The organism is Solirubrobacter ginsenosidimutans, assembly GCF_027587205.1.
In genome coordinates this window covers 1-23186 of sequence record NZ_JAPDOD010000003.1, presented here as the reverse complement: position 1 = coordinate 23186, position 23186 = coordinate 1, and the positions used below count along the sequence as shown (strand labels likewise).

Genomic DNA, 23186 nt, shown 5'->3' with positions numbered 1-23186 from the left:
GGCCTCAGGTCAGGTAGAAGTAGAGCGCGTACAGGAGGTCCACAGCCGGGCTCGAGGTGTGCACCGTCACCTCGGGCGGCACCTGCAGCAACGCCTCGGAGTAGTTGAAGATGATCTTCACACCCGCGTCGACCAGCTTGTCGGCGAGCGCCTGGGCGGCGGCCGTCGGGACGGCGAGGACGCCGACGACGATGTCCTCCTCCTCGACCATCGCCTTCAGGTCGTCCGGATGGCGGACCAGCGCGGGCCCGACCTTCTCGCCCAACTTGGCCGGATCCGGGTCGAAGATCGCGACGACGCGGAAGCCGTGGTCGGCGAAGATGTCGCTGGAGGCGATCGCCTTGCCGAGGTGCCCGGCGCCGAAGAGCGCGATGTTGTGCTGGCCGCTGGTGCGCAGGATCTTGCGGATCTGGCTGACCAGGCTGTCGACGTTGTAGCCGACCCCGCGCTTGCCGAACTTGCCGAACCCGCTCAAATCGCGCCGGATCTGGGTCGAGTTCACATGCGTGTACTCGGACAGCTCCTGAGACGAAATGGTCTCCTTACCCATCTTGCGGGCCTGGGTGAGGACTTGGAGGTAACGCGAAAGACGGGCGGCCACGCCGAGCGAGAGGCGGTCGGAAAGCGGACCCAAGCCGCCATCGCCCTGCTGTGCGCCGCCGCCGCCGGTCTTGGTGGCGACGTCGCCGAAACTCATCCGCCCTCACGATAGAGAATGCGCCGCGTGAGAGCCTCCTCGTCGACGAAGTAGTCGAACAGCTCCTCACCGTCGAGGGCGATCACCGGGATCCGCTCGAGGTACCGGAGGTGCAGGGCATCGTCGGCCTCGATGTTGATCTCATGAAGGTTGAAGAAGACGGTCGCTTGCACGCGCTCGAGCACCACTTTGGCCTCTTCGCAGAGGTGGCAACCCGGTCGTGAGTACAGCGTGACCGTGCTCATCGGCGAATCAGCGCGCTGCGCTGGACGGTCGGGTCCTTCTGGCGGGGCGCCCAGGCGCGGACGCGGAAGGCGTAGCTCCCGCTGGGGAGACTCGCTCGGGGGATCGCGTAGGCGTACTCGGCGGGCATCAGATCGCGGGCACCGCCCTTGACCGTGAGGCTGCGGCGGACGTTGCCCTGGGCGTCGACGAGATCGAGCACCAGGCGCTCCGCCACCTGGATCTCGGTCTGCGCGCCGCGTTTGAACGAGCCGAGGGTGAAGCGCACCCGGCGACCGCCGGTGACCTTCAGCGCGCCGACCGTGACCGGGTCGACCGCGTCCGGGCGGACCAGCCACGGGACCGTCGCCGCGAGCCCGTTGCGGTCGGTGACCTGCAGGCGGCCGAAGACGGTCCCCGGCTTCGCGAGCCGCACGGTCACGGCCGTGGGTGTGCCCGGGACGAGCTGCGCGGTCGCCGGCTGGGCGGCGGCGCCGTCGGAGGCCTTGAGGGTCACGGCGTCGCTGGCCGTGCCCGAGAGCTCCGTGCTGACCGGGTCCAGCGCGCCCGAGACCGCGGTGGGCGGATCCGCGGTGACCGCGCTGAACCCGTCCTGCGCGGCGCCCGCGCCCGTCCGGCTCGCGGGGAGCCGTTCGGGAACGCCGCCGGCGATCAGGTTCGCGCGCAGCTCGGCCGGGCTGAGCTCCGGTCGCTGCTGCGCGAGCCGCGCGGCGTAGCCGGCCACGGTCGCCGCGGCGACCGCGCTGCCGCCGGCGACGACGGTCCCGCCGCCCACGCCGACCGTCAGCGCGCTGCCGAACGAGGCCAGATCGGGCTTCGGCAAACCGCTCGCCGTCGGTCCCTGCGACGTGTTGGGTGAGATCTGCTGCCCGCGCGGCGCGTCGGACTGCGCTCCGCGCGCGGTGCCGGCGAACGCGATCTCCGTGCCCGGCTTGGCGTTCAAGAGCTGCTTCGCGGGCTCGCCCGTGACGCCGATGACGGGCACCGCGGAGCGGCCGGCGGCCATCGCGGGCAACGGCTGATCGCGCGGATCGGCGATCACGACGGCGCGGGCGCCGATCGCGGACGCCGCCGCGGCCTGCAAGCTCGGGTTCGCGCCCGCCTTGACGATCACGATCTTGTCGCGGATGCGGGTCAGGGACTTGCCGAGCGCCGCCGTGTCGGTCGCCGTGACCGGACCCGCGGTCTGGCCGGAGGGCGGCGGGTCGCCGGCCAGCACCGCGCCGTCGACGAGGGCTTCGCCGGCCAGCGTGATCTTGGTGCGGGGTTGCGGTTCGCGGCCGGCCAGCGCGCCGACGGCCAGCGAGTCGGGGGCGGAGGCGGGTGAGCCGATCGTCCCGCTCCCCGGCGCCGCGGCGCCCTCGTTGCCGGCGGGCGCGACCACCAGCGTCCCCAGACCGGACGCACCCTTGACGGCTTCGGCCTCAGGCGAGTGGGTGAAGCCGGCGTAGGGCGCGTTGACGCCGATCAGCGCGACCGGGACGTGGTCGGACGTGTCTCCGTCCCCGTTGGGGTCGACCGCGTGCTCGAGGCCGGCGATCAGCTCGTCGGTGGTCGCCTGGGCCTCGGTGGCGCCGCCGACGGCGCGGAAGGAGGCGATCCGGATCGGCAGGACCCGCTGGTGCAGCTGGGCGATGACGCCCGCGAGGGCGGTCCCGCTGGTCTCCTTGCGGCCGTCCAGGCTCCCGGGTTTGGGGTCGCGGTCGCGATCGACGGCGTCGTAGCCGGGGTCGGCGTATCCCGCGAGCGCTTTGCTGTCGATCCCGGTGTCGAGCACGGCGACCGGCGGCGTCTGGTTGAGATCGGCCCTCGTGAGCGGGGACTTGGCGGGCACGGGGACCGGCTCGCTGGAGGCGGGGAACGCACGGCGGACGGTCCGCACCTGCGACCCGGGATAGCTCAACCGCGGGATGTCGCTCGTCTTGACCGTCGCCGCGAAGCCGTTCCACACGCGGTAGTAGGAGACGACGTCGCGCAACTGCACGCCGCGCGCCTGGAGGGCTCCGCGCAGCGCGATCTGCTCGCGCTTGAGCGACTTGATCTCGAGCAGCTGCTTGGCCGCCCCCAGCGCCCGCGCGTCCTTGAGCTCGCCGAGCGCGGGCCGCTGCAGCTCGATCAGCACCCGCTGCTCGGTCTCGGCGACGAGGATCGGGCTGCGCCCGTCGTAGGGCACCGGGTCGGCGAGCGACGGTTCCGGCTTCACGACCACGCCGGGAATCGGCCCGGCGCCGCCAGAGAGCAGGACCACGACCAGCACCGCGACGACCGCCAAGACGGCGATCCCGATACCCGCGCGGGTTTTGGTCACGTCAGGCGGCGCGGCGGGTCGCGTACGCGTCGAGCGCGAGGTAGTCCGGGAACGGCTGCGGCTCGACCCAGCGGGCAGCGGAGGCGATCATCGCCGCGTTGTCGGTGCACAGCGCGTGTTCGGGCACGTGGACCGGGACGCCGATCGCGGCGGCTCGCTCGCGCAGCAGGCGGTTCGCGGCGACGCCGCCGCCGATCGCCAACCGCGGCTCGTTCTCGGCCTCCAGCGCGCGTTCGACACGCATGATCAGCGCCTCGACGATCGCGAACTCGTAGGACGCGGCGAGGTCTGCCGCCTGCCGGGCGGTCTCCTCCGGGCCGAGGTCGCGGACCTTGTACAGGAGCGCGGTCTTCAGCCCGGCGAACGAGAAGTCCAGCCCCGCGACCCGCGCCGCGGTCGGGAACTTGAACGCGGTCGGATCTCCCTCCGACGCCAGCTTCGAGAGCGCCGGCCCACCGGGGTAGCCGAGGCCGAGCAGCCGCGCGCCCTTGTCGAAGGCCTCGCCGGCGGCGTCGTCAAGCGTCTGGCCGAGCGTCTCGTACCCGCGGTGATCGGTCACCCGCGCGATCAGCGTGTGGCCGCCGCTGGCCAGCAGGCAGATGAACGGCGGCTCGAAGCCCTCCTCGAGGAAGTTCGCCGCCACGTGGCCCTGCAGGTGGTCGACCGCCGCGAGCGGCAGCCGGCGCGACGCGGCCAAGCCCTTCGCCGTCGCGACCCCGATCAGCAGCGCGCCGACCAGGCCGGGCCCTTGCGTGACCGCGATCAGCTCCGCGTCGTCCAACGTCGCGCCCGCCTGCTGCAGCGCGAGGTCGACGATCGCGTTGACGTTCTCGAGGTGATGCCGCGAGGCCCATTCCGGCACGACGCCGCCGAAGCGCCCGTGCACTGCTTGGGAGGACACGACGTTGGAGCGGATCTCGCCCGCGCGCGTGACGACGGCGGCGCACGTGTCGTCGCAGGAGGTTTCGAGGGCGAGGATCATGTGCCGGGGACGTCGTCCAGGGTGCCGCGCAGGGTCGCGGGCGTCCGCCACATCACGATCGCGTCCTCGCCATTGTCCTGGTAATAGCGCCTGCGCACCCCGGCGGACCTAAAGCCGAAGCTCTCGTACAGCGTGATCGCCCCCGCATTGGAGCGCCGCACCTCGAGCGTCAGCTGCGCGTCCTGATGCACCCGCTCGAGCACGTGCGAGAGCAACGCGGTGGCGATCCCGCGGCGCCGTAGTTCCGGGTCCACCGCCACGTTCATGATGTGCCACACCGTGTCGTAGCGGGAGCAGATGAGGTAGCCGGCGAGCTCACGCTCGACCACGGCCGCCAGGCAGATCCCCGACGGCTTGGACAGCTCGAGCACGAACATCGCCAGCGACCACGCGCTCGTGAAGGCGCGCCGCTCGATGGCGACGACCTCGGGCAGGTCGGCGTAGGTGAGTCGGCGGACCTCGATGGCGGCGGCGGGTGGGGCTGTCATTAAGCGGGGGGGTCCGGGGGGCGGCAGCCCCCCGGTCATTCTCTGCGGGGCGGCGGGACGGCGTCCGGCTCGCGGCGGTAATCCGGGAGCAGGGCGTCGCGGTCGACCGGTTCCCTCGCTCGTCCCAACCTGCAGATCATCAAAGCGCTGACGCGGTGGGCGCGGGAACCGTCCGCCGGTACCGCCACTCCGGCCCGTTCGAGCTCCGAACGAAAGCGTACCGCCCCGTCCCCGATGCCCAACATCGGGCTGCGTCCCCACTCACGCCGCGCGGCCACCCGCTCGGCCAGCTCGGCGGGGGTGATCGCGATCGGCTCCATCGTCGTGCGGTGGTGGCGATAGGCGGAGGCGAAGACCTCGCCGCGGCGGGCGTCGATCACGGCCAGCACGGGGCCGTGGAGGTCCGGATGACCGGGAAGCTCGAGCTCCTTCGGGCCGACGAGCTCGATCCCGCGCGCGAGCGCCTCGAGGCTGGAGACGCCGACGATCGGCAGGTCGTTGCCCTGCGCGAGCGCGCGGGCGGTGGAGATCCCGAGCCGCAGCCCGGTGAACCCGCCCGGGCCGGTGCCGACGCAGATCCGCGCGACGCCCTCCCAGGTCACCTCGGCCTGCGCCAGCGCCTGCTCGAGGAGCGGCTGCAGCGTCTCGGCGTGGCGGGGCCGCTCGTCGCGGCCGGGATCGTCGCGCCGCTCCACCTCGCGGCCACCCGGAACGAGCACCGCGACGGAGGTCGACGAGGTGGAGGTGTCGATGCCGACGATCGCGCCGAGGGCACCGCTCACGTGACCTCGATCCTCCGCTCATCCCCGCCCGCGTGGGCGAGATGCACCCGGTGCGCGACGCGCGAGGCCGGGAACGCATCCATGGCGTGCTCCGGCCACTCCACGAACGCGATCGTGTCGTCGCCGAAAAACGGGTCCAGCAGGCCAGGATCCTCGGTTCCCATCCCGGCGAGCCTATAGAGGTCGAGGTGTGCGAGGGGACCGGTCTCCCCCTCATGGAGGTGACCGACCACGAAAGTGGGCGATGTGATGGGACCGGTTACACCCAAACTGCGCAATGCGCCGCGGACGAAGGTGGTCTTCCCCGCGCCCAGGTCGCCCGAGACGAGCACGACGTCGCCGGGTCGCAGGCGGGCGGCCAGCGCCGCTCCCGCTGCCTCGGTGCCGTCAGGTCCCGTCGTCAGCTCAGCTGGGCTCACGGAGGCGCGCGCGCAGAATCAGGCCGGCGCCCAGCAGGAGCGCTCCGCCACCGCCGGTCAGCCAGTCCTCGACGCCCGTGTACGGCAGACGCGGGCCCGGGGGCGCGGGCGTCGCGGCGGGCCCGGGTTGGCTCGGCACCGGGGTCGCGGCGGCCTGTGCGGGCACGGGCGTCGCCGTGGCGGTGGGCGCGCGCGGAGTCGCCGTCGGCGTCGCCTTCTCCTGGTCTGAACCGAACGGGTCGGAGTACTGGTCGTCGCCGGCGCCCTGCGCGAAGGCGCTCGCGGGCGTGAGGGCGACGATGGCTGCGCCTGCGGCGAGCCCTCGCCGGAGTCGCGGTCCGAGCGGCATGAGCGGGTGAGTGTAGACCGCCCCATCGGCTACGGTCACCGCGGCTATGCGGCACATCCTGCTGTTGACCGACCGCGATTGGACGCACCCGCAGGGCGGCGGCACCGGCGCGAACCTCTTCGGGCAGGTCGCGTTCTGGCTCGAGTGGGGCTATCGCGTGACCGTCGTCGCGGGCGCCTACGAGGGCGCGGAGCCGGTCTCCCATCCGGCCCCCGGCCTCGAGCTGCACCACATGGGCTCGCGCGTGACGGTCTTCCCGCGCGCGGCGTGGGCGGTGCGGCGCGGGCTCGCGCGCGACGCCGACGTCGTGCTCGAGGTCGTCAACGGGATCACCTTTCTGACCCCTTTGTGGTGCAAGACGCCGCGGGTGACGCTCGTGCACCACATCCACCGCGACCACTACGTCACCGAGCTCGGCCGCAAGGGCGCGGTGGCGGCGATGGTGGCCGAGACGCTGCCGCTCAAGCTCCTCTACGCGGGCGCGCCGTTCCTGACGATCTCCGAGTCGGCCAAGCGCGACATCGTCGACGTGGGCATCCCGCCGGACGACGTGCACGTCGGTTACCTGGGCGTCGTCCCGTTCGCCTCGGAGCAGCCCGCCCGCTCTGAGACGCCACGGCTGCTGTACCTGGGACGGTTGAAGCGCTACAAGCGGATCGAGCTGCTCCTCGACGTGCTCGAGGGCGTCCCCGGCGCGGTGCTCGACGTCGCCGGCGAGGGCGATCACCGGCCGGCGCTCGAGGCGGCGATCGCGGAGCGCGAGCTGGCGGATCGCGTCGTCCTGCACGGGCACGTGTCCGAGAAGCTCAAGGCCGAGCTGTACGCGCGGGCGTGGGTGAACCTCACCGCTTCCTCGGCCGAGGGCTGGTGCCTGACGGTGATGGAGGCCGCGACCTGTGGCACGCCGAGCGCGGCGATCCGCGTCGGCGGCCTGCCGGAGTCGATCGCCGACGGCCAGACCGGGCTGCTCGCCGACGACGGGCCGGGGTTGACCGCCGCGGTCCAGCGCCTGGTGGCCGACGACGAGCTGCGCGAGCGCATGGGCGCCGCGGCGAAGGCGCGGGCGGAGACGTTCACGTGGGAGCGGACCGCGCGCGAGTCGCTCACGCTGCTGGAAGCGACCTCGGCGAGCGAGCGGGTGCGGTTGCGCGACGTCGCCGCGCGGTCGGAGACCTTGAAGGCCGCCGGGATGGCCGCGGCGACGATGGCCAACAACGCGCTGGCGCTCGTGTTCACGGTCCTGTTCGCGCGGATCCTGGGCGCGACGGACTACGGCTCGCTGGCCGCCCTGGTCTCGATGTTCGTCATCTTGTCCGTGCCGGGGTCGGCCGTCCAAGTGGCCGTCGCGCGTGAGATCGCGCTGGGGCGGCTCGGCGAAGGTCCGGCGCTGGCGGCGACCCTCTCCGTGTGGCGAAGACGGCTCCTGCTGACGGGGGTCGCCGTCACGGCGTGCGCCGTGTTGCTGCGCGAGCCGATCGCGGATCTGATCTCGGTGCCGGAGGAGTGGGCCGCCGCGGCCGCCGCGCCGACCGCGGTGCTCTGGCTGCTGCTGTCGGTCGAGCGCGGCGCGCTGCAGGGCGCCCATCTCTACAAGCCGGTGGCGTGGTCGATCGTGCTCGAGGCGGCTGGGCGCCTGGCGTTCGGCCTGGTGCTCGTGGGCTTCGGCATGGGCGTGACGGGCGCGTACCTGGGCACGCCGCTGTCGCTCGCCGCGACCGCCACCGGTCTGTGGTGGATCTCGAGGACGCGGCTCGGTGCCCCCACGCCGGGGATGGCGACGCGGCGGCTGCGCGATCTGGTCGGCGGCGCCTGGCCCGCCGTCGTGGGGCTCTTCCTGGTGGCGCTGCTGCAGAACGTCGACGTGATCCTCGTCAAGCGCCAGATCGGCGGCGACGCGGCGGGTGCGTACGCGGCCGCCGCCGTGGCGGCGAAGGCCGTCGTGTGGGTGGCGATCGGGATCGGGCTCTACCTGCTGCCCGAGGCGACCCGCGCCGCCCGCCACGGGCAGGACCCACGGCCCGTTCTGGCGCGCGCGCTGGCGGTCGTGGCCGCGGTCGCCGTGCCGATGCTGATCGTTTACGGGCTGTTCCCGTCGACCGTGCTGCGGCTGGCGTTCGGGCCCGAGACCGTGGTGGCCTCCAACGCCCTCTTCGTGCTCGCGTGCGCGATGACGCTGTTGGCGGTCGGCTACCTCGGCGTGCAGTACATGCTGGCGCTCGGGCGGGTGGCGTTCCTCCCCGCGCTGGCCGTGGTCGCGGTGGCCGAATTGGCGCTGCTGTCGACGATCGGCTCGAAGTCGCTGGTCGTGTTCGCCGCGTGCGTGCTGGCCTTGCAGGCCGCGGCGGCGCTGTCGGTGCTGGCGATCGGGCTCGCTCCCGGCCGGCGCGCGGCGGCGGCGCGGTGACGGACGCGCTCGAGATCGAGGGCTGGCTGACCGAGGCGCAGGCCGAGCGGCTGCGCGCGTGCGCGGCCCGCGTGCGACCGGAGGGCGCGGTGGTCGAGATCGGGTCGTTCCGCGGCCGCTCGACCGTCGTGCTGGCGTCGGCGGCCGGCGCGGTGATCGCGATCGACCCGCACGCGGGCAGTGACCGCGGGCCGCAGGAGATCGAGGCCGAGGCCTCGCGCGGCGATGCCGACCATGCCGCGTTCCTGGCCAACCTGACCGCCGCGGGCGTCGCCGATCGGGTCGTTCACGTGCGCAAGTTCTCCTCGGATGCGCTCGGTGACGTCTCCGGATCGGTCTCGTTGCTGTACGTCGACGGCGCGCACCGCTTCGACCCGGCGCGGGCGGACCTGGTCGACTGGGGCCGCCGCGTGGTCCCCGGCGGCACGATGCTCGTGCACGACGCGTTCTCCTCGATCGGCGTGACGTTGGCGCTGCTCTTCGTCTGCGCGGGCTCGCGCTCGTGGCGCTACGTCGGCCGGACCGGCAGCCTCGCCGAGTACGAGAAGCGCGTCGCGGGCGACGGGCGGGCGCGCGATCTGCTGCGCCACCTCGCCGAGCTCCCGTGGTTCGCCCGCAACGTGGCGATCAAGGCGCTGGTGCTGGCGGGACGCCGCCGGTGGGCGGAGCGGATCGGGCTCGACCCGGCCGCCCCATGGCCCTACTGAGCGCCAGCACGAACAGCGCGATGCCCGCCACCGCGACCCAATGGACCGCGACGCCGTTGCTCGCGTACTCGGGGTTGTAGCCACCGCGGTTCTCCGGCCGGATCAGCAGCGTCAGCACCGGCACCGCGACGACGAGGATCGCGCCGCCGGCGAGCGCGAGCGTGCGCGCGCCGATTCCCCGCCAGAGGACGAAGAACGTGCCCAGCGCGAACAGCGGCACCCCGCGGGCGGCGAACACGAACCCGAACGCGAGCGAGACAGGCACGGCGATCAGCGCGGCGCGGGGAGCCGAGAGCGCGCGCGGCGCGAGTGAAGACGTATCCGTGCTCTGCCCGATCAAGCTTGCTTTCGCTGCGCAGCGGCGGCCCGCCAGCAACAGCGCGACGAGGAACAGCGCGACGACCAGCGAGAGCGCGTAGCCCGCGTTGACCAACCGATTCGGGGCGAACGCGATCGTCACCGCGCGGCACGACGCCGGCACGCGCCAGGCCGTGCCGAAGCCGTCGCCGACCTCGGGAGCACCGAGGTCCTTGCCGTCGCAGGTCGCGCGGCGGCCGCGGGTGAAGCTCTCGGCGAGGATCAAACGCGCGGGACCGGTCAGCGCGAGGCGGATGTCCTTGCGGCCGCCGCGGGTCGCCGTGCCCGCCGAGACGACCCGGCCAGGCGCGGCGACCGGCTCGCTCGTGCCGGAGCGCAGGCGCAGGACGTAGGGCGCGAACGTCCCCGGCGGGGCGGACAGACGGGTCTCCCCCGCCGGCAGGTCGACCGGCGTGCAGCCGGTCGCTCGCAGCGGGCGCCCCGCGTCGAGATCCTCCACGCGGCCTTCGACGGCGAGCCCGGCCCGCCGGCCGCCGAGGGTCACGCCGAGCGCGTCGCAGTCGTGAGCCAGCGTCCCGGTGCGCCGGACGGCGACGCGCGGGATCCCCTCCCCCTTGATCTCGGCGATGCCGACGGCGCGGCGCCGGCGATCGCTCCCTGACGTCCCGGGCAGGAACGCGGCGCGAAGGATCTCGAGCCGGAACCGGCGCCCCGCGAGCGGCTTCGGCAGGACGACCACACCGTCGGCCGGGACGGCGAGCGGCGGCGAGGAGCCGTTCTCGCTGCGCAGCCGCACCCGCGTCGGCTGGCGGACGCCGGGGGTCGGATCGAGCGTCAGCGAGCGCACCGTCGCCGCGCCCTCCCAGGCGATCCACGGTCGCCGCCCGTCCTGCCAGGAGCCGATCCAGGGGTCGCTCGTGCCGTCGAACGCGCGTGACGCGCGGTTCCCCGGCAGGCCCTCGAACCGACCCGAGGAGTCGAAGCCGCCCTTGAGCCCGACGACCGCGTCGAGTGCCGAGTCGGAAGCGTCCGCGGCGGCGCTCGCCCACCCGTCGAGGCTCCAACTGCGTGCCGCCGGGGGCGAGAAGACGCGCTCGATCCCCCGTTCGCCGTCGCCGCGATCGCGCACGAGGGCGCTGGACGAGCTGCCGTGCCAGGGGTCGCGCCGGAAGGGGTCGTCGCCCGTCGTGCGCTGGAAGACGTAGCTCAGCGCGGCGGTCGAGCCGGCGCGCAGCGCACGTTCGGCGAGGACCGGCGGCCGCAGCGCCTCGGTCGCCTGCACGCCGGGGATGCGCAGCTCCCTGATGCCGGCCGTGACGGTCGGTCCAGGGTCCTGCTCGACGACGATCCGCACCCGCAGGTCGGCTACGCCCTTCAGCCCGAGCCGCAGCCGGTTCATCCCCTCGCGGACCGGATACGTCCGCCCCGCGATCACGACCGCGATCACCTTCGCGCCGCGGTCGTCGTAGGGCGTCAGGTCGATGTACGGGACGTCGCGCGGAGCGGGAAACGTGACGTCGAGCTCGTAGCGATCCGGCGTCAGCGCGCGGTCGGCCTGCCAGTGCGTCGCGGGGTCGCCGTCGAGCGCCGCGAACGGCCGGTTCTCGGGGAACTGCGGGAAGCCGGGCGACGACGGCGCGGTCACGCCATTGATGCCGCCGCCGTACACGGCGACGGTCTGGGCGTCGCTGCCCTTCGCGAACGGATCCAGGACGGCGGCGTCGACCGACGGCGCCTCGTCGGCCGCCAGCACCGGGCCCGCATTCTGCGCGAGCCGCGACGGCACCAGCACCCGCCGGCGGTTGGAGTCGGTGATCACGACCGCGCGCGCACGGCGCAGCTGTTCCGGCGTGAGGTCGGCGGCGTAGGCAAGGCCTGAGAGCGGCGCACCGATCGCGGCCAGGCCCTCGGCGGATCCGTCGACCACCAGCCCCGGATCCGGCGCTTCCACGCGGAGGAGACCCGGTGCCTGCGGCCGGTCCCAGGCGCGAACGTCGCGCAGCACGACCGGTCTCCCGCTCGTCCCGGTGGCGCGCGGCCTCACCCGCCGAGCGCCCCAGGCGGCTGACGGCGGACCGAGCTGCTCGAGCGTGTCGGCCGCCTCGGCGGCGGGAGCGGCGCCGCTGCGGGTGCGGTCGTCATCGGCGCCGGCGACCACGGTCCTCGCGCCCATCAGGTCCAGCAGCGGCCCGAGCTGGCCCGGCAGCGCGCGCCGCTGCTGGACGAGCGCATCGACCGTCCAGAGCAGATCCGTCGCCCGCAGGTCCGCGTAGCCGACGGCGTTGCGGGTCGCGACCGGCTTGTCCGCCAGCACCGGGAGGATCGGGTCGATCGTCCCGCCCCAGTCGTAGTACGCGTAGAGCTGGCCCGGGAGCACCACCGCCCGCCCGTCGCCCGCGTGCTCGTCGACGTGGCGCGCCGCGTCGGTCCACGCCGCCGGGATCCGGTCCCAGAGCAGCTGGTCGTCGACGCCGCGCCCGCGGACCAGCGGCCAGCAGGCGATCAGCGGGAGCGCCAGCGCGGGGACGAGCAGCACGCGACGCGGCACCCGCGCGGCCGCCAGCCCAGCGAGCACGGCCAACCCGAGCGCCGCCAGCGGCCCCGCCTTGTACGTCGTGCGGAGGAACTGCACCGGCAAGAAGTGGTTGTACGTGAAATTCGACGCCCGCCGGAGCGGCGTCCCCTCGGGAAAGCCGGCCGTCATGATCAGCAGGCCGGCCAGGACGAGCAGCAGCGCGAACGGACCGTAGGGGTGCTTGCGGGTCCAGGCGAACCCGGTGAGCGCCAGAGCGGGCGTCAGCAGCCCGGCGATCACGACCGGGAGCGCGAACAGCAGGACGCCGCCGTCCCCGAAGTACGGCCGCAGGTTCCCGCCGTAGCCGACGCCCAGATAGGAGATCCAGTAGCCCATCAGCCGCAGCGACTCCGGCAGGCTCGTCGTGCTCCAGATCGTCCCCGGCTGCTCGGTGAAGCGCAGGAAGTCGACGCCGAAACGCGACTGCACGAGCAGCGGCACGACCCACCACGCCGAGACCAGCCCGGTCGCCAGCGCGGTCCGCCAGCCGAAGGCGAGCACCGCTCGCCACGTGACCGCGCCGACCCAGCGCTCATACAGCGCGAGCAGCAGGGGGCCGACGAGCACCCACGCCGTGACCGCGGCGTTGACCCCTCCCCCGCTCGCGGTGACGATCAGCGCGAACGCCGCCGCCCACCACCACGGGTTGCCCCGGATCCCGCGGCGCACCGCGATCAGCAGCCACGGCAGCGCCGCATAGCCGAGCAGCGTGACCGTCGTGCGGGCGCTGAAGACGACGACGTACGGATTGAGAATGATCAGCAGACCCGTCACCGCGTGGGCGACGCCCCGCGGCCGGCCGTTGAACTCGTCCATCAGCCGCACCGCGCCCCACGCGGCGAGCGCGAGGATCAGGCCCAGCCAGAGGCGCTGCACGAGCCACGGGCCGAGGCCGAGCGTGTGCAGGAGGGCGAAGAACGGCCCCATCGGAAACAGGTAGCCGCCGTACTGGCCGCCCTGGACGTGTCCGAGATCGCCGGTCGAGGACCAGGCGTTGGCGACGTCACCGAGGAACCCGACGGGATCGACGTGAAGATCGATCTTCGTGTCCGACGACGCCTTCCCGGGGCGCTGGATCAGCGCTAGGGCGAACGCGAGCACCGCCAGGGCGAGTGGCAGTGCCCGGTCTCTCTGGCGCGGCGACAAGGCCGCGAGGATACGTGGAGCCGAGTACGGTCCCCGGACTCGATGCGCCGGTTCGATCTCGTTCTCGCGGTGCCGGTCCTGCTCGGCCCGGCGGCGCTCGCCTTCGCCAAGGGCGGGTATTTCGACGTCCCGCGGCTGGTCGCGGGCGTCGTCGCCTGTGCGCTGGTGATCGTCGTCGCGGCGCGGGACGCGCGCCCGATCCCGCGCAGCGCGTACGTCGCCGTGGGCGGCCTGGCGGCGTTGACCGCCTGGACCGGGCTGTCGATCCTCTGGGCCCCGATCGCCGGGGCCGCCTCCGACGACTTCCAGCGCGTGCTGCTCTACCTGTTCGCGTTCGTCGCGGCCATCGCGGTGCTGCGCCCGCCGGAGGTGCGACGGCTGGTCGAACCCGTGCTGCTCGCGGGCATCGTCGCCGCCGCGCTCTACGGGCTGTCCGAGCGGCTGCTGCCCGGTGTCTTCTCGCTCGAGAACCTGCCGTCGGCGGACAACCGGCTGGCGTGGCCGCTGACCTACTGGAACGCGATGGGCGCGCTGGCGGGTATGGGCCTCGTGCTCGCGGCGTGGATCCCCTCGCGGGCGGCGATCGCGACCGCCCCGCTCCTCGGCCTCGCGTGCTACCTGACGTTCTCCCGCGGCGCGTTGGGCGCCACCGCCGCCGGCCTCGCGGTGCTCGTCGCGCTGGCGCCGACCGTGGCGCAGGCACGTCGCGCGGCGGTTGCCGCGGGCGGCGCCGCCCTTGCCGCCCTGGCGACCGTCCCGCTGTCCGCCGTCGAGGCGCCGGGGGGAAGCGCGGCCCAGGGCGCCGCGATGCTCGCGGTCCTCGTGGCGCTTGGCACCGCCGCGGCTTGGCTGGCCGAGCCGCGGGGGGTGCCCCGGCTAATTGTCGCGGACCGAGACCTTCCCGGGGCACCCCCCCGCGTCGCCTCGCCCGACCCCGCCACCCCGCCCGCGCGCGTCGTCCCCCACCTCCGCTGGGCCGCGCTCGGCGCGCTCGCCCTCGCGCTCGTCGTGACCGCGGTCGCCGTCACGCGGGTCGAGCGCACCAGCGGCGGCGGCCCCGCCCAGGGCGCCGACCCGTCGCGGCTCGTCTCCGCGCAGTCCAACCGCTACGAGTACTGGCGGGTCGCCGCGAGCGCCTTCGCCGACCACCCGCTCCAGGGCGGCGGCTCAGGGTCGTTCCGGACGGCGTGGCTGCGCGAGCGGACGATCGACGAGACCGTGCGCGACGCGCACTCGCTCTACTTCGAGACCGCGGCCGAGCTGGGGCTCGTCGGCCTGTTGGCGCTGGCGGTCTTCCTGTTCGGGATCGTGTCGATGGCGCGGCGGTCGCCGGAGGCGGCGGGGGCTATCGGGGCGCTCGCGGTCTACGCGGTTCACGCGGGGCTGGACTGGGACTGGGAGATGCCGGCGCTGACGCTGGTCGCGCTGACGCTCGCCGCGAGGCTCGCCACAGCGGACGCTCCACCAGACGCCAGCTGAGCGTCGCCAGCAGCACCGAGCCCGCGAACGCGAAGAGCGTCCAGAGCGCGTACGGGTGCAGATACCGCTCCCACGCAATCAGGCCCCAGCGCGAGAGCAGCGCCAGGACGAGCAGGTGGTAGAGGTAGAGCCCGTAGGAGATCTCGCCGAGGTAGACGAGCGGCCGCCAGCGCAGCGCCCGCGCGCCCGCCACGCCGGTCACCAGCACGCACAGCGCGATCGCGGCGTAGGAGAGGTGGCGGATGAGCCATTCCGTGTGCGTGTAGCCGTCCAGGCGCGCGTTCCACAGCAGCACCGCGGAGACGACGAACAGCGCCACGGCGCCCGCCGCCCACGCCCCGGGGCGCGTGAAGCGCACGCCGCGCGCCTCCAGCAGGGCGACGGCCATCCCCAGCGCGAACCAGTCCAAGAAGGCGGGGAGCGCGATCAGCGCGGGCTCCAGCGGCCCGACCTTCCCGTCGAACGTGGTGAGGATCAGCGCGTTGTACGCGACGCTCGCGACGAACAGCGCGACCAGAGGCCAGAGCGAGCGCGAGCGGGCGAGGAACAGGGCCCAGATCGGCAGGAACGCGTAGAAGAGGACCTCGATGCACAGCGTCCACGCCTGCCCGAGGCCCTGGCCGGCGGTCGACTCCCGGTAGACCTGCCCGAACCCGTAGAAGAGCGGGACATCGGCCCACACCTCGTGCAGCGGCAGGACGATCGCCGCCACCGTGAGCGCCACCCAGTACGCCGGGACGATCCGCAGCGCCCGCCGCCACGCATACGCGCCGATCCGCACCCGCCCGCGCAGGAACGGGCCGTAGAGCAGGTACCCCGAGAGCAGGAAGAAGATGGCCACGCCCACGTCGAGGCGCCCGACGAACGGCCGGATCGCCGCGTTCTCGCCCGACCCGCGGGCCCAGAACCCGACCGCGTGGAAGAGCAGCACGAGCAGTGCCGCGATCGCCCGCACGCCGTCGAGCTCGCGCCGCCGCGAAGGGGTCACTCCGACGGTCGCCACAGGAACCCGCCGAGCAGCGCGACGAAGGCCACCAGCGAGACGATCCACCCGATCCGCCAGCTCAGCGGCCGGTAGGTGAACTCGACGATGTGCGTGCCGGCGGGCACGCGGACGCCGCGGTAGAGGTAGTCGACGCGCTCGACCTTGAGCTCCTCGCCGCCCATGACCGCGTGCCAGCCGGGCGCCCACGCGTCGGAGACGACCAGGATCCCGGGCCGGGTGGTGCGCGTCTCGACGACCTGCCGGTCGTTGGCGGTGTGCAGGATCTGGGCGGGCCCGGCGAGCCCGGGCGTCCCCTCGGTCTTGCCCTCCTCGACGACGGCGTCGCGGCGCGGGTCGAAGCCCACCGACGTGATCTCCTTGTACGCGTCGCCCACGCGGCGCCGCGCCCCGACCACGAAGGCCCGCGGCAAGGCGGCGTCGTTGGCGTAGATCCGCGCGTCCGGGCCCGCGTAGACCACCCGCAGCCCTTCGGTCCGCAGCAGCGGGTCGGTCGGCGGCTGCAGGATCCGGCTGACGCCGAGGAACGACAGGTAGTGCAGGCGCTCCTCGTCGACCTTGGGCAGCACGAGCGGGATGAACGCGGGCAGCGGCCCGACCTGCGACGGGAACTCAGGCGAGAGCTTGGAGCGCCAGAGCCGGTCGAAGCGCTCCTCGACCGGCAGGTCGTAGCCGCGCGCCTCGGGGATCTTGTAGTCCATCGGGATCGCGTTCTCGGTGATGTTGCCGACCGAGACGAAGCGCGCCGGGGCCGCGGCCTGCAACTCGCGGATCGCGCCGGTCGACGGCTGCGCCGCCAGCGAGCGCTCGATCGCCGGGTTGTAGCCCACGCCCGCCCACGCCAGATCGGCGGCGACGAGCACGAGCGCGCCCACCGCCAGCCAGCGCCGTCGCAACAGCGCCAGCACGGCGAGCGAGACGCCCGCGACGACCATCCACTGCAGCGTCGCCGCCCCGCGCACCACGCCGCCGACGGTGGGATCTGAGAGCGCCGGCGCGCGGTCGAACCCGAACGTGACCGCCAGCGCCTCCCCCACGAGATCCCACGACGAGCGGCTGCGCAGGACCGTGTAGAGGACCGGGAACGCGAGCAGCCCACCCGCGAGCGCCAGCACGCGCCGCGAGACGCCGCGCTTGACGAGGTCGTCCAGTCCCCACCCCGCCAGCAGCGCCAAACACAGCAGGTACAGCACCGCCAGGCGCGTGTTGTGACCGCTCGAGAACACCGGGAGGCGGGAGACGACCCAGAACACCGGGGGAATGCCCAGCACGACGCACATCGCGACCGCGCCGAGCACCGCCGTCGCCACGCGTTCCCGCGTGGGCTTCGTCAGCGCGACGACGGCCAGGAGCAGCGGCAGCGCCCCGCCGTAGAACGCGCGCGCCAGCAGGAAGAAGTCGATCGGCGTCTGGGTCGGCTTGCCCCAGTAGAACGGCACCATCACGCCGAGCGCGAACTTCAGCGGCGTCTTGATGTTCTGCGCCTCTCCCGCGCGCTGCTGCAGGTCGGCCGAACGGAAGATCAGCTCGCCCACCGGGAGCAAGACCAGTGCCGCGAGCAGCGCGCCCCACACGAGGCCGCCGACCAGCCCGATCGCAGCGCGCCGCCACGACGGGCTCCTCCGCAGCCGCAGCGCGCTGAACACCACGACCGCGACGATCAGGTGGAAGCTCGACTCGGGATGCCCGCACAGGAACTGCAACCCGATCACCAGCGCGAGCAGCGCGACCCGCCGCGGGTCCGGCCTTCGCAGCACCCCCTCCGCGGCGAGCAGCGCCCACGGCACCAGCGCCCACACGCTCGCGTGCGGATAGGAGATCCACGTGATCATCCACAGGCTGAAGCCGTAGACCAGCCCGGCCATCGACGCGCCCGGCCAGCGCATCGACAGCGCCCGCGCCAGCAGGAAGGCGCCGAACGCCGCCACCCACAGCTTCAACGCCGCGATCAGCGCCAGCGCGCGCCACTCGTCCATCACGTACGCGATCCAGTTGAACGGCGAGAAGATCGCGGACTGCGCGTCCGCATGCAGCGGGCGCCCGGTCGTGATCCACGGGTTCCACAGCGGGATGTCCGGCAGGCTGCGCTTGACCTCGCGCAGGAAAGGCTGCATCTGCTGCGGGGCGTCGCCGAGCTCCGGGTTGGCGGCGCGCGCCAGCGACGCCGGCTTCGAGGCCGCCCACGGCGCCTGGAACCACAGCATGTCCGAGTTGGAGAGCACCTTGCCCGGCACCAGCGCGGGCGAGACGAACGCCAGCGAGAGCACGAGGAACGCAAGCGCGGCGCGGAGGTTGGTCATCGCCGCCACGCGAGGGCCGCCAGCGAGACGGCCGTCAGGAGCGAGACGATCCAGCCGATCCGCCAGCTCCACGGCACGTAGTTGAACGCGACGGTGTGCGTGCCCGTCGGCAGCACGACGCCGCGCAGGAGCTGGTCGGTGCGGACGATCGGTGCCGAGCGGCCGTCGATCGTCGCCTTCCAGCCGGGGAACCAGGTGTCGGCCAGCACGAGCAGGCCGCGATCGCTCGCGGTCGCGCGCACCACCACCCGCTCGGGCTCGTCCGTCACGATCCGGGCGTCGCCGGTGCCGGACACGTTCAGCCGTTGCGAGACCACAGCCGTCTTACGCGGGTCGAAGTCCGCCGCGGTCACCGCGGCCAGCTGATCGTCCGTGACCGTCTCCGCGCCCACGACGAACGCCCGCGGCACGGCGCGGGGGTTCGCGTAGACGCGGGCATCCGGGCCGTCATAGACGGGCGGGAGCGGCAGCGGCACGTCGCTCATCACCCGCGACACCGCCAGCAAGCCCATCGCCCTTAGCGCGGTCTCGTTGCTGTTGGCCATCGTGCTGGGCAGCGCGAACCCGAGCGGGTCGGGCTTGGTCACCGCCCGCCGCCACAGGTCGTCGTAGCGCTTGTCGGTCGGGTAGTCGTAGCCGCGCCCGTCGCGCAGCCCGTACCGCATCCCGACGTTCGCGGTCAGCGGCGTGATGCCCGAGTCCGGGTCGCCGACCGCGACGAAGCGCCGGCCGCCGATTGCGTCCATCGCTCCGGTGCGCGGGGTCACCGCGTGCGACACCGGGATCGCCGGGTTCTGCCCCATGCCGGCGCGTGCGAGATCGAGGAACGTCAGCACCAGGGCGGCCGGGACGAGCCAGCGCGGTCGCTTCCACAAGAGCGCCGCCGCGATCGCCGCGAACGGGATCCAGATCAGGATCGACGCCAGCGGCAGCACGTCGACGTCCTTCGGCGTCGCGAAGCCCCAGGCGACCTTCACCGCCTCGCCCACGGGATACGCGCCGGAGCGGGCGAGCCCGGCGACGACCGGCGCGAGCGCCACGAAGAGGATCAGCGCCCGCGAGCGCCGAGCCGTGTCCACTCCCCACCCGGCCAGGAGTGCGATGCACAGCAGCGTCACGATCGCCAGCCGCGTGTTGTGGGCCTGGCTGAAGCCCGGCACGTGGTTGGCGATGAAGAAGAACGGCTGCACGCCGAGGACGATCGCCAGCGCGACCGCGCCCGTCGCCGCGATCGCCACCCGCTCGCGCGTCGGTTTCAGCAGCGCGACCACGGCGAGCATCAGCGGCAGCGCACCCGCGTAGAACGCCCGCGTGACGATGAACGGCTGCGAGACGAGCTGCGTCGGCCGTCCCCAGTAGTCGGGCAGCGCGAGCGCCAGGCCGAAGCGCAGCGGCGTCTTGGCCGGGTCCCGCCCGGAGCGGTTCGCGAGGTCCGAGGAGTGCGCGAGCAACTCCAGGAAGGGAATCAGCACGACCGCGGCCAGCGCCGTTCCCGCGGCCACGCTCCCGAGGAACCACGCGATCTTCTTGGGTCCGCGCAGCAGCGCGAACAGGAACGCCGCGGCGAGGACGTGGAAACTCGTCTCCGGGTGCCCGCCGAAGTACTGCAGCGCCACCAGCAGCGCCAGCGCCGCGAACGCCCGGCGTGTCGGGCCGCGTACCACGTGGTCGGTCGCCAGCAGCACCCACGGCAGCCACGCCCACACGCTCGAGAGCGGCCAGGCGAGCCAGACCACGTGGAAGAGCCCGAACCCGGCGACCATGCCCGCCAGCAGCGACGCTCCCACGCTCTGCCCCAGCCGCCGCGCGAGCAGGAACATCCCGAACGCCGGCACCCACAGCTTCAGCGCCCCGATCAGCCCGAGCGACCACCAGAACGGCAGCACGTATGCGGGCCAGGAGAACGGCGAGAAGATCGCCGACTGCATGTTCGCGTTGAACGGCCGCCCGCCCTCGATGTACGGGTTCCACAGCGGGATGTCGGGCAGCCGCTCGCGGGTGTAGGCCAGGAAGGGCTGGAACTGCGCGACCGAGTCCGCCATCTCCCAGTTGGCGCCGAGGTCGCGCACGCCGTCGGGCCGGTCCGCGGTCCACGGCGCGATCGACCACAGCAGGTCGGTCGACGCGAGGGTACGGCCGGGGACGAGCGCGGGTGCGACGAACAGCAGCGCAAGCACCGCGTAGAGCGCTGCGGCGGCGAGCGACGGCCGCCGGCGAAGCGTGGCGGTGGCTGACACGGGCCGCGGAGCATACGATCCGCCCCGGTGGACGTCTCAGTTGTCGTGCCCGTGTTGAACGAGGAAGCGGGCCTCAGGGAGTTGCACGCGCGCATCGGCGCGGCGTTGCGCGACGTGTCGTACGAGGTCGTCTACGTCGACGACGGCTCGACCGACGGCTCCGCCGCGCTGATCGAGGCGTTGGGCGAGGAGACCGGAACGGCCGTGCTCGTCAAGCTCTCGCGCAACTTCGGGATGGAGGTGGCGATGTCGGCGGGCATCGACCACGCGCGGGGCGACTACGTCGCGCTCGTCCACGCCGACTTGCAGGACCCGCCCGAACTGCTGCCGGACATGCTGCGGATCGCCCGCGACGGCGCCGACGTCGTCTACGCCCGCCGCATCGGCCGCGACGAGCCGTGGCACAAGCGGGTGCTGGCCACGGCGTTCTACAAGCTGATGGAGCGCCTCGCGCGGGTCCCGTACCAGGGGCAGGCGGGCGATTTCCGGCTGATGTCGCGGCGCGTGGTCGACATCGTGCGCGAGATGCCCGAGAGCCGCCGCTTCCTGCGCGGGATGGTCGCGTGGGTCGGCTTCGAACAGGTGCCGGTCGAGTACCGGCGGGCGGGGCGGCTCAACGGGCGCGGCGCGTCCTATCGCTCCCTGTTCCGTCTGGCCGCCGAGGCGATGGCGGCGTTCAGCGACGTGCCGCTGGCGGTCGCGTCGATCGCGGGGATGGTCACCGCCGCGCTCGCAGGGCTCGCCGGTGTCGTGCTCGTGCTGGCGACGATCTTCGGGTGGGTGACCGCGAGCCTCGGCGTCTGGACGCTGATCACGCTGCTCTTCCTCGGCGGCGTGCAGCTGATCTCGGTCGGGATCCTCGGCCGCTACCTGGCGCGGGTGCACGAGCAGACGCTGCGCCGGCCGCTGTACCTGGTCGACCGTGTCGTGGAGCCGCTAGCGGACGGGCGGGGCGAGCCTGCGCGCGGCGGCGCTCGCCTCGGCGGCGAGCCGCGGGTCGGTCCGCTTGGCGGCTGAGGCGAGCAGGCCCCACGCCTCGATGTTCTCCGGCTCGGCGCTCGTGACCTTTTGGAACGCTGCGACCGCGCCGGGGAAGTCGCCGCGCCGGCCTTTGATCACGCCCTCGAACAGGTCCGGCCGGTGGTCGGGGTTGAGCAGCCGGTCGGCGGTCAGGAGCGACTGCGCGTCCTTCGCGTCGCCCTTCTCGAACGCGATCGCCGTGAGCTTGGTCTCCGCGCGGGCCGCGCGGACCTGCGTGGTCAGCCATGTGCCCGCGAGCAGCGCGGCGACGATCAGGACGATGCGCACGCGCTTAGTATCGCGACCCATGACGGATCCGAACTTCCTGGCTCCGGAGTGGGAGACACCGCCGGAGATGCCGATCAGGGGCGTTCGGCTCGGCGCGGCTGCCGGCGCCCAGGAGCTTGGCGCAACGCTGTACGAGCTGCCCGCGGGTACCGCGGTCTCGCCGTACCACCTGCACTACGGCAACGAGGAGTTGCTGTTCGTGCTCTTCGGGCGGCCGCTGCTGCGGACGCCGTTGGGCGACCGGCGGCTCGAACCGGGCGCGGTCGTATCGTTCGTGCGCGGGCCGGACGGCGCGCACGGCGTCAGCAACCCCGCCGACGCCGAGGTGGCGGCGATCGTCCTCCTCGTCTCGACGATGAACGTGCCGGATGTCGCCGTGCATCTCTCGACGGGAACCCTGCTCGCGATGACCGAATTGGGCGGCGGGAAGGTGTTCCGCGCCGGGACCGACGTCCCGGTGTTCGAGGCGCTCGCGGAGTCGCTCGCCGAGGATCAGCGCGGCACGAGCAGCGCGTAGTCGCCGTAGCGGGCGGATTCGCGGTAGGCGGTGTTCAGGTAGTCGTCGAGCGCGGTCGAGCCACTCGGCCGGCCGCGGCGATTGGGCTCCGGCTTGGCGGACTCGGGCGCGAGCCAGCGCACGATCGCCTTCGGCTTGGCTGCGTGCAGCGCCGCGACAATCCTCCGCTGCTCCTCCGGCTTGGCCTGCAGGAGGAAGTCACGGTGCAGGACGTTGGGGCGGTCGGCGAGGAAATAGAGCAGCGGGTTCGAGAAGGTCACGAGATCGGAGCGTTTCGGCGCGACGTAGATCGGCTCCCCCGGCGGGACCCGTCGCTGGACGCCGGCGATGAGCGCCGTGAGCGCGTCGCGCTCACGCGGCGGGACGCGGACGTGCTCGAACGGGACGAGCCGCGGCGGCCTGAGCAGCGCGCTGGCGCGATTCGCCCCGCCGACGGCGATCAGCAGCGCGAGCACCGTCGCCCCGACGAGCCTCGGCCGGATCAGCGCCGCCGCGGCCGCCGCGATCACCAGCAGCCCTTGCGCGTGCTCGAGATCCGCCCGCGATGCGAAGTAGATCGCCGCACCGACCCCGAGCACGAACAACCCGATCGTGCGCCGCCGAGCGGCGAACACGAGCGTCACGATCGCCGCGAACGGCAGCATCCACGTGACGAAGTCCTTCGCGTCACCGCCCCCGAATCCGAACGGCAGCCGCCAGTACGCGCCGTCCTTCGTGGCCTGCACGACGAGCGCGTCCCACACCGTGCGCGGCCCGGCCGCGAGAAGGAAGGGCGCGTAGAGCACCACGAGCGCGACCGCCGCGACGGCCAGGCACGTGAGGGCCGCGCGCGCACCGGAGGGCCGCGCGGCGGCGCGACCGGCCGGGCGGCCGTGTCCGCGTCCGCGCGACGTGTCGCCGCCCCGCGCCGCCGCGCTGCCCCGC

At 73.4% G+C, this 23186-nt stretch carries 17 protein-coding genes and 2 pseudogenes; 5 read left to right on the top strand and 14 right to left on the bottom strand.

Going from position 1 to position 23186, the window contains the following annotated elements; translation table 11 throughout:
* Positions 1–4: 4 nt before the first annotated feature.
* Genes OM076_RS05005 through OM076_RS04970 form a run of 8 tightly spaced genes read right to left on the bottom strand, consistent with a single transcriptional unit; the run spans position 5 to position 6268 of the window.
* Positions 5–697 carry a redox-sensing transcriptional repressor Rex gene (locus tag OM076_RS05005; protein ID WP_270038375.1) on the bottom strand — a complete coding sequence of 231 codons (693 nt, stop codon included), beginning with the start codon at positions 695–697 and terminating at the stop codon, positions 5–7.
* Positions 694–942 carry a glutaredoxin family protein gene (locus OM076_RS05000; protein ID WP_270038374.1) on the bottom strand — a complete coding sequence of 83 codons (249 nt, stop codon included), beginning with the start codon at positions 940–942 and terminating at the stop codon, positions 694–696. The genes OM076_RS05005 and OM076_RS05000 overlap by 4 nt, the downstream gene beginning before the upstream one ends.
* Complete coding sequence (locus OM076_RS04995) at positions 939–3248, bottom strand: S8 family serine peptidase (protein WP_270038373.1); 2310 nt, start codon at positions 3246–3248, stop codon at positions 939–941. Before OM076_RS04995 ends, OM076_RS05000 begins: the two co-directional genes overlap by 4 nt.
* 1 nt (position 3249) lies before the next feature.
* Complete coding sequence (tsaD, locus tag OM076_RS04990; protein ID WP_270038372.1) at positions 3250–4230, bottom strand: tRNA (adenosine(37)-N6)-threonylcarbamoyltransferase complex transferase subunit TsaD; 981 nt, start codon at positions 4228–4230, stop codon at positions 3250–3252.
* A complete protein-coding gene (gene rimI / locus OM076_RS04985; RefSeq protein WP_270038371.1) occupies positions 4227–4718 on the bottom strand; it encodes a ribosomal protein S18-alanine N-acetyltransferase in 492 nt (163 codons plus the stop codon). The genes tsaD and rimI overlap by 4 nt, the downstream gene beginning before the upstream one ends.
* Before the next feature lie 35 nt (positions 4719–4753).
* The gene (tsaB, locus tag OM076_RS04980; protein WP_270038370.1) at positions 4754–5500 is read right to left on the bottom strand and encodes a tRNA (adenosine(37)-N6)-threonylcarbamoyltransferase complex dimerization subunit type 1 TsaB; all 747 of its coding nucleotides are present in this window, start codon (positions 5498–5500) and stop codon (positions 4754–4756) included.
* Positions 5497–5919: a tRNA (adenosine(37)-N6)-threonylcarbamoyltransferase complex ATPase subunit type 1 TsaE gene (gene tsaE / locus OM076_RS04975; RefSeq protein WP_270038369.1), complete on the bottom strand. Its 423-nt coding sequence runs from the start codon at positions 5917–5919 to the stop codon at positions 5497–5499. The genes tsaB and tsaE overlap by 4 nt, the downstream gene beginning before the upstream one ends.
* A complete protein-coding gene (locus OM076_RS04970) occupies positions 5906–6268 on the bottom strand; it encodes a hypothetical protein (RefSeq protein WP_270038368.1) in 363 nt (120 codons plus the stop codon). Before OM076_RS04970 ends, tsaE begins: the two co-directional genes overlap by 14 nt.
* Before the next feature lie 46 nt (positions 6269–6314).
* Here OM076_RS04970 and OM076_RS04965 point away from each other — a divergent pair, with 46 nt between their 5' ends.
* Together OM076_RS04965 and OM076_RS04960 are read left to right on the top strand one after the other, a co-directional pair.
* Positions 6315–8672, top strand: coding sequence for a glycosyltransferase (locus OM076_RS04965; RefSeq protein WP_270038367.1), 2358 nt, complete (start codon positions 6315–6317; stop codon positions 8670–8672).
* Positions 8669–9379, top strand: coding sequence for a class I SAM-dependent methyltransferase (locus OM076_RS04960; RefSeq protein ID WP_270038366.1), 711 nt, complete (start codon positions 8669–8671; stop codon positions 9377–9379). The genes OM076_RS04965 and OM076_RS04960 overlap by 4 nt, the downstream gene beginning before the upstream one ends.
* Here OM076_RS04960 and OM076_RS04955 read toward each other — a convergent pair.
* Positions 9300–13418 (bottom strand): alpha-(1->3)-arabinofuranosyltransferase domain-containing protein, encoded by a 4119-nt coding sequence (locus tag OM076_RS04955; RefSeq protein ID WP_270038365.1) that lies wholly within the window; start codon positions 13416–13418, stop codon positions 9300–9302. The genes OM076_RS04960 and OM076_RS04955 overlap by 80 nt on opposite strands.
* A 42-nt stretch (positions 13419–13460) precedes the next feature.
* On the opposite strand from OM076_RS04955, the pseudogene OM076_RS04950 reads away from it, so the two are divergent.
* Positions 13461–14693: pseudogene (locus OM076_RS04950) on the top strand (O-antigen ligase family protein); the annotation flags it as partial.
* Between the two features lie 70 nt (positions 14694–14763).
* Here the strand turns inward: OM076_RS04950 and OM076_RS04945 are convergent.
* The 3 genes from OM076_RS04945 to OM076_RS45860 are packed head-to-tail and all read right to left on the bottom strand — an operon-like array spanning position 14764 to position 20437.
* Positions 14764–15900 (bottom strand): acyltransferase family protein, encoded by a 1137-nt coding sequence (locus OM076_RS04945; RefSeq protein WP_308214333.1) that lies wholly within the window; start codon positions 15898–15900, stop codon positions 14764–14766.
* Positions 15882–18200 carry a hypothetical protein gene (locus OM076_RS04940; protein WP_270038363.1) on the bottom strand — a complete coding sequence of 773 codons (2319 nt, stop codon included), beginning with the start codon at positions 18198–18200 and terminating at the stop codon, positions 15882–15884. Before OM076_RS04940 ends, OM076_RS04945 begins: the two co-directional genes overlap by 19 nt.
* Positions 18197–20437 carry a YfhO family protein gene (locus tag OM076_RS45860; RefSeq protein WP_270038362.1) on the bottom strand — a complete coding sequence of 747 codons (2241 nt, stop codon included), beginning with the start codon at positions 20435–20437 and terminating at the stop codon, positions 18197–18199. Before OM076_RS45860 ends, OM076_RS04940 begins: the two co-directional genes overlap by 4 nt.
* A 27-nt stretch (positions 20438–20464) precedes the next feature.
* Here OM076_RS45860 and OM076_RS04930 point away from each other — a divergent pair, with 27 nt between their 5' ends.
* Positions 20465–21454, top strand: a complete 990-nt coding sequence (locus OM076_RS04930; RefSeq protein WP_270038361.1) for a glycosyltransferase family 2 protein — start codon at positions 20465–20467, stop codon at positions 21452–21454.
* Here OM076_RS04930 and OM076_RS04925 read toward each other — a convergent pair.
* Positions 21374–21745 (bottom strand): tetratricopeptide repeat protein, encoded by a 372-nt coding sequence (locus tag OM076_RS04925; protein WP_270038360.1) that lies wholly within the window; start codon positions 21743–21745, stop codon positions 21374–21376. The genes OM076_RS04930 and OM076_RS04925 overlap by 81 nt on opposite strands.
* 19 nt (positions 21746–21764) lie before the next feature.
* Here OM076_RS04925 and OM076_RS04920 point away from each other — a divergent pair, with 19 nt between their 5' ends.
* Positions 21765–22262, top strand: coding sequence for a cupin domain-containing protein (locus OM076_RS04920; protein ID WP_270038359.1), 498 nt, complete (start codon positions 21765–21767; stop codon positions 22260–22262).
* On the opposite strand, the pseudogene OM076_RS04915 reads toward OM076_RS04920, so the two are convergent.
* Positions 22238–23186: pseudogene (locus OM076_RS04915) on the bottom strand (hypothetical protein); the annotation flags it as partial. The gene OM076_RS04920 and the pseudogene OM076_RS04915 overlap by 25 nt on opposite strands.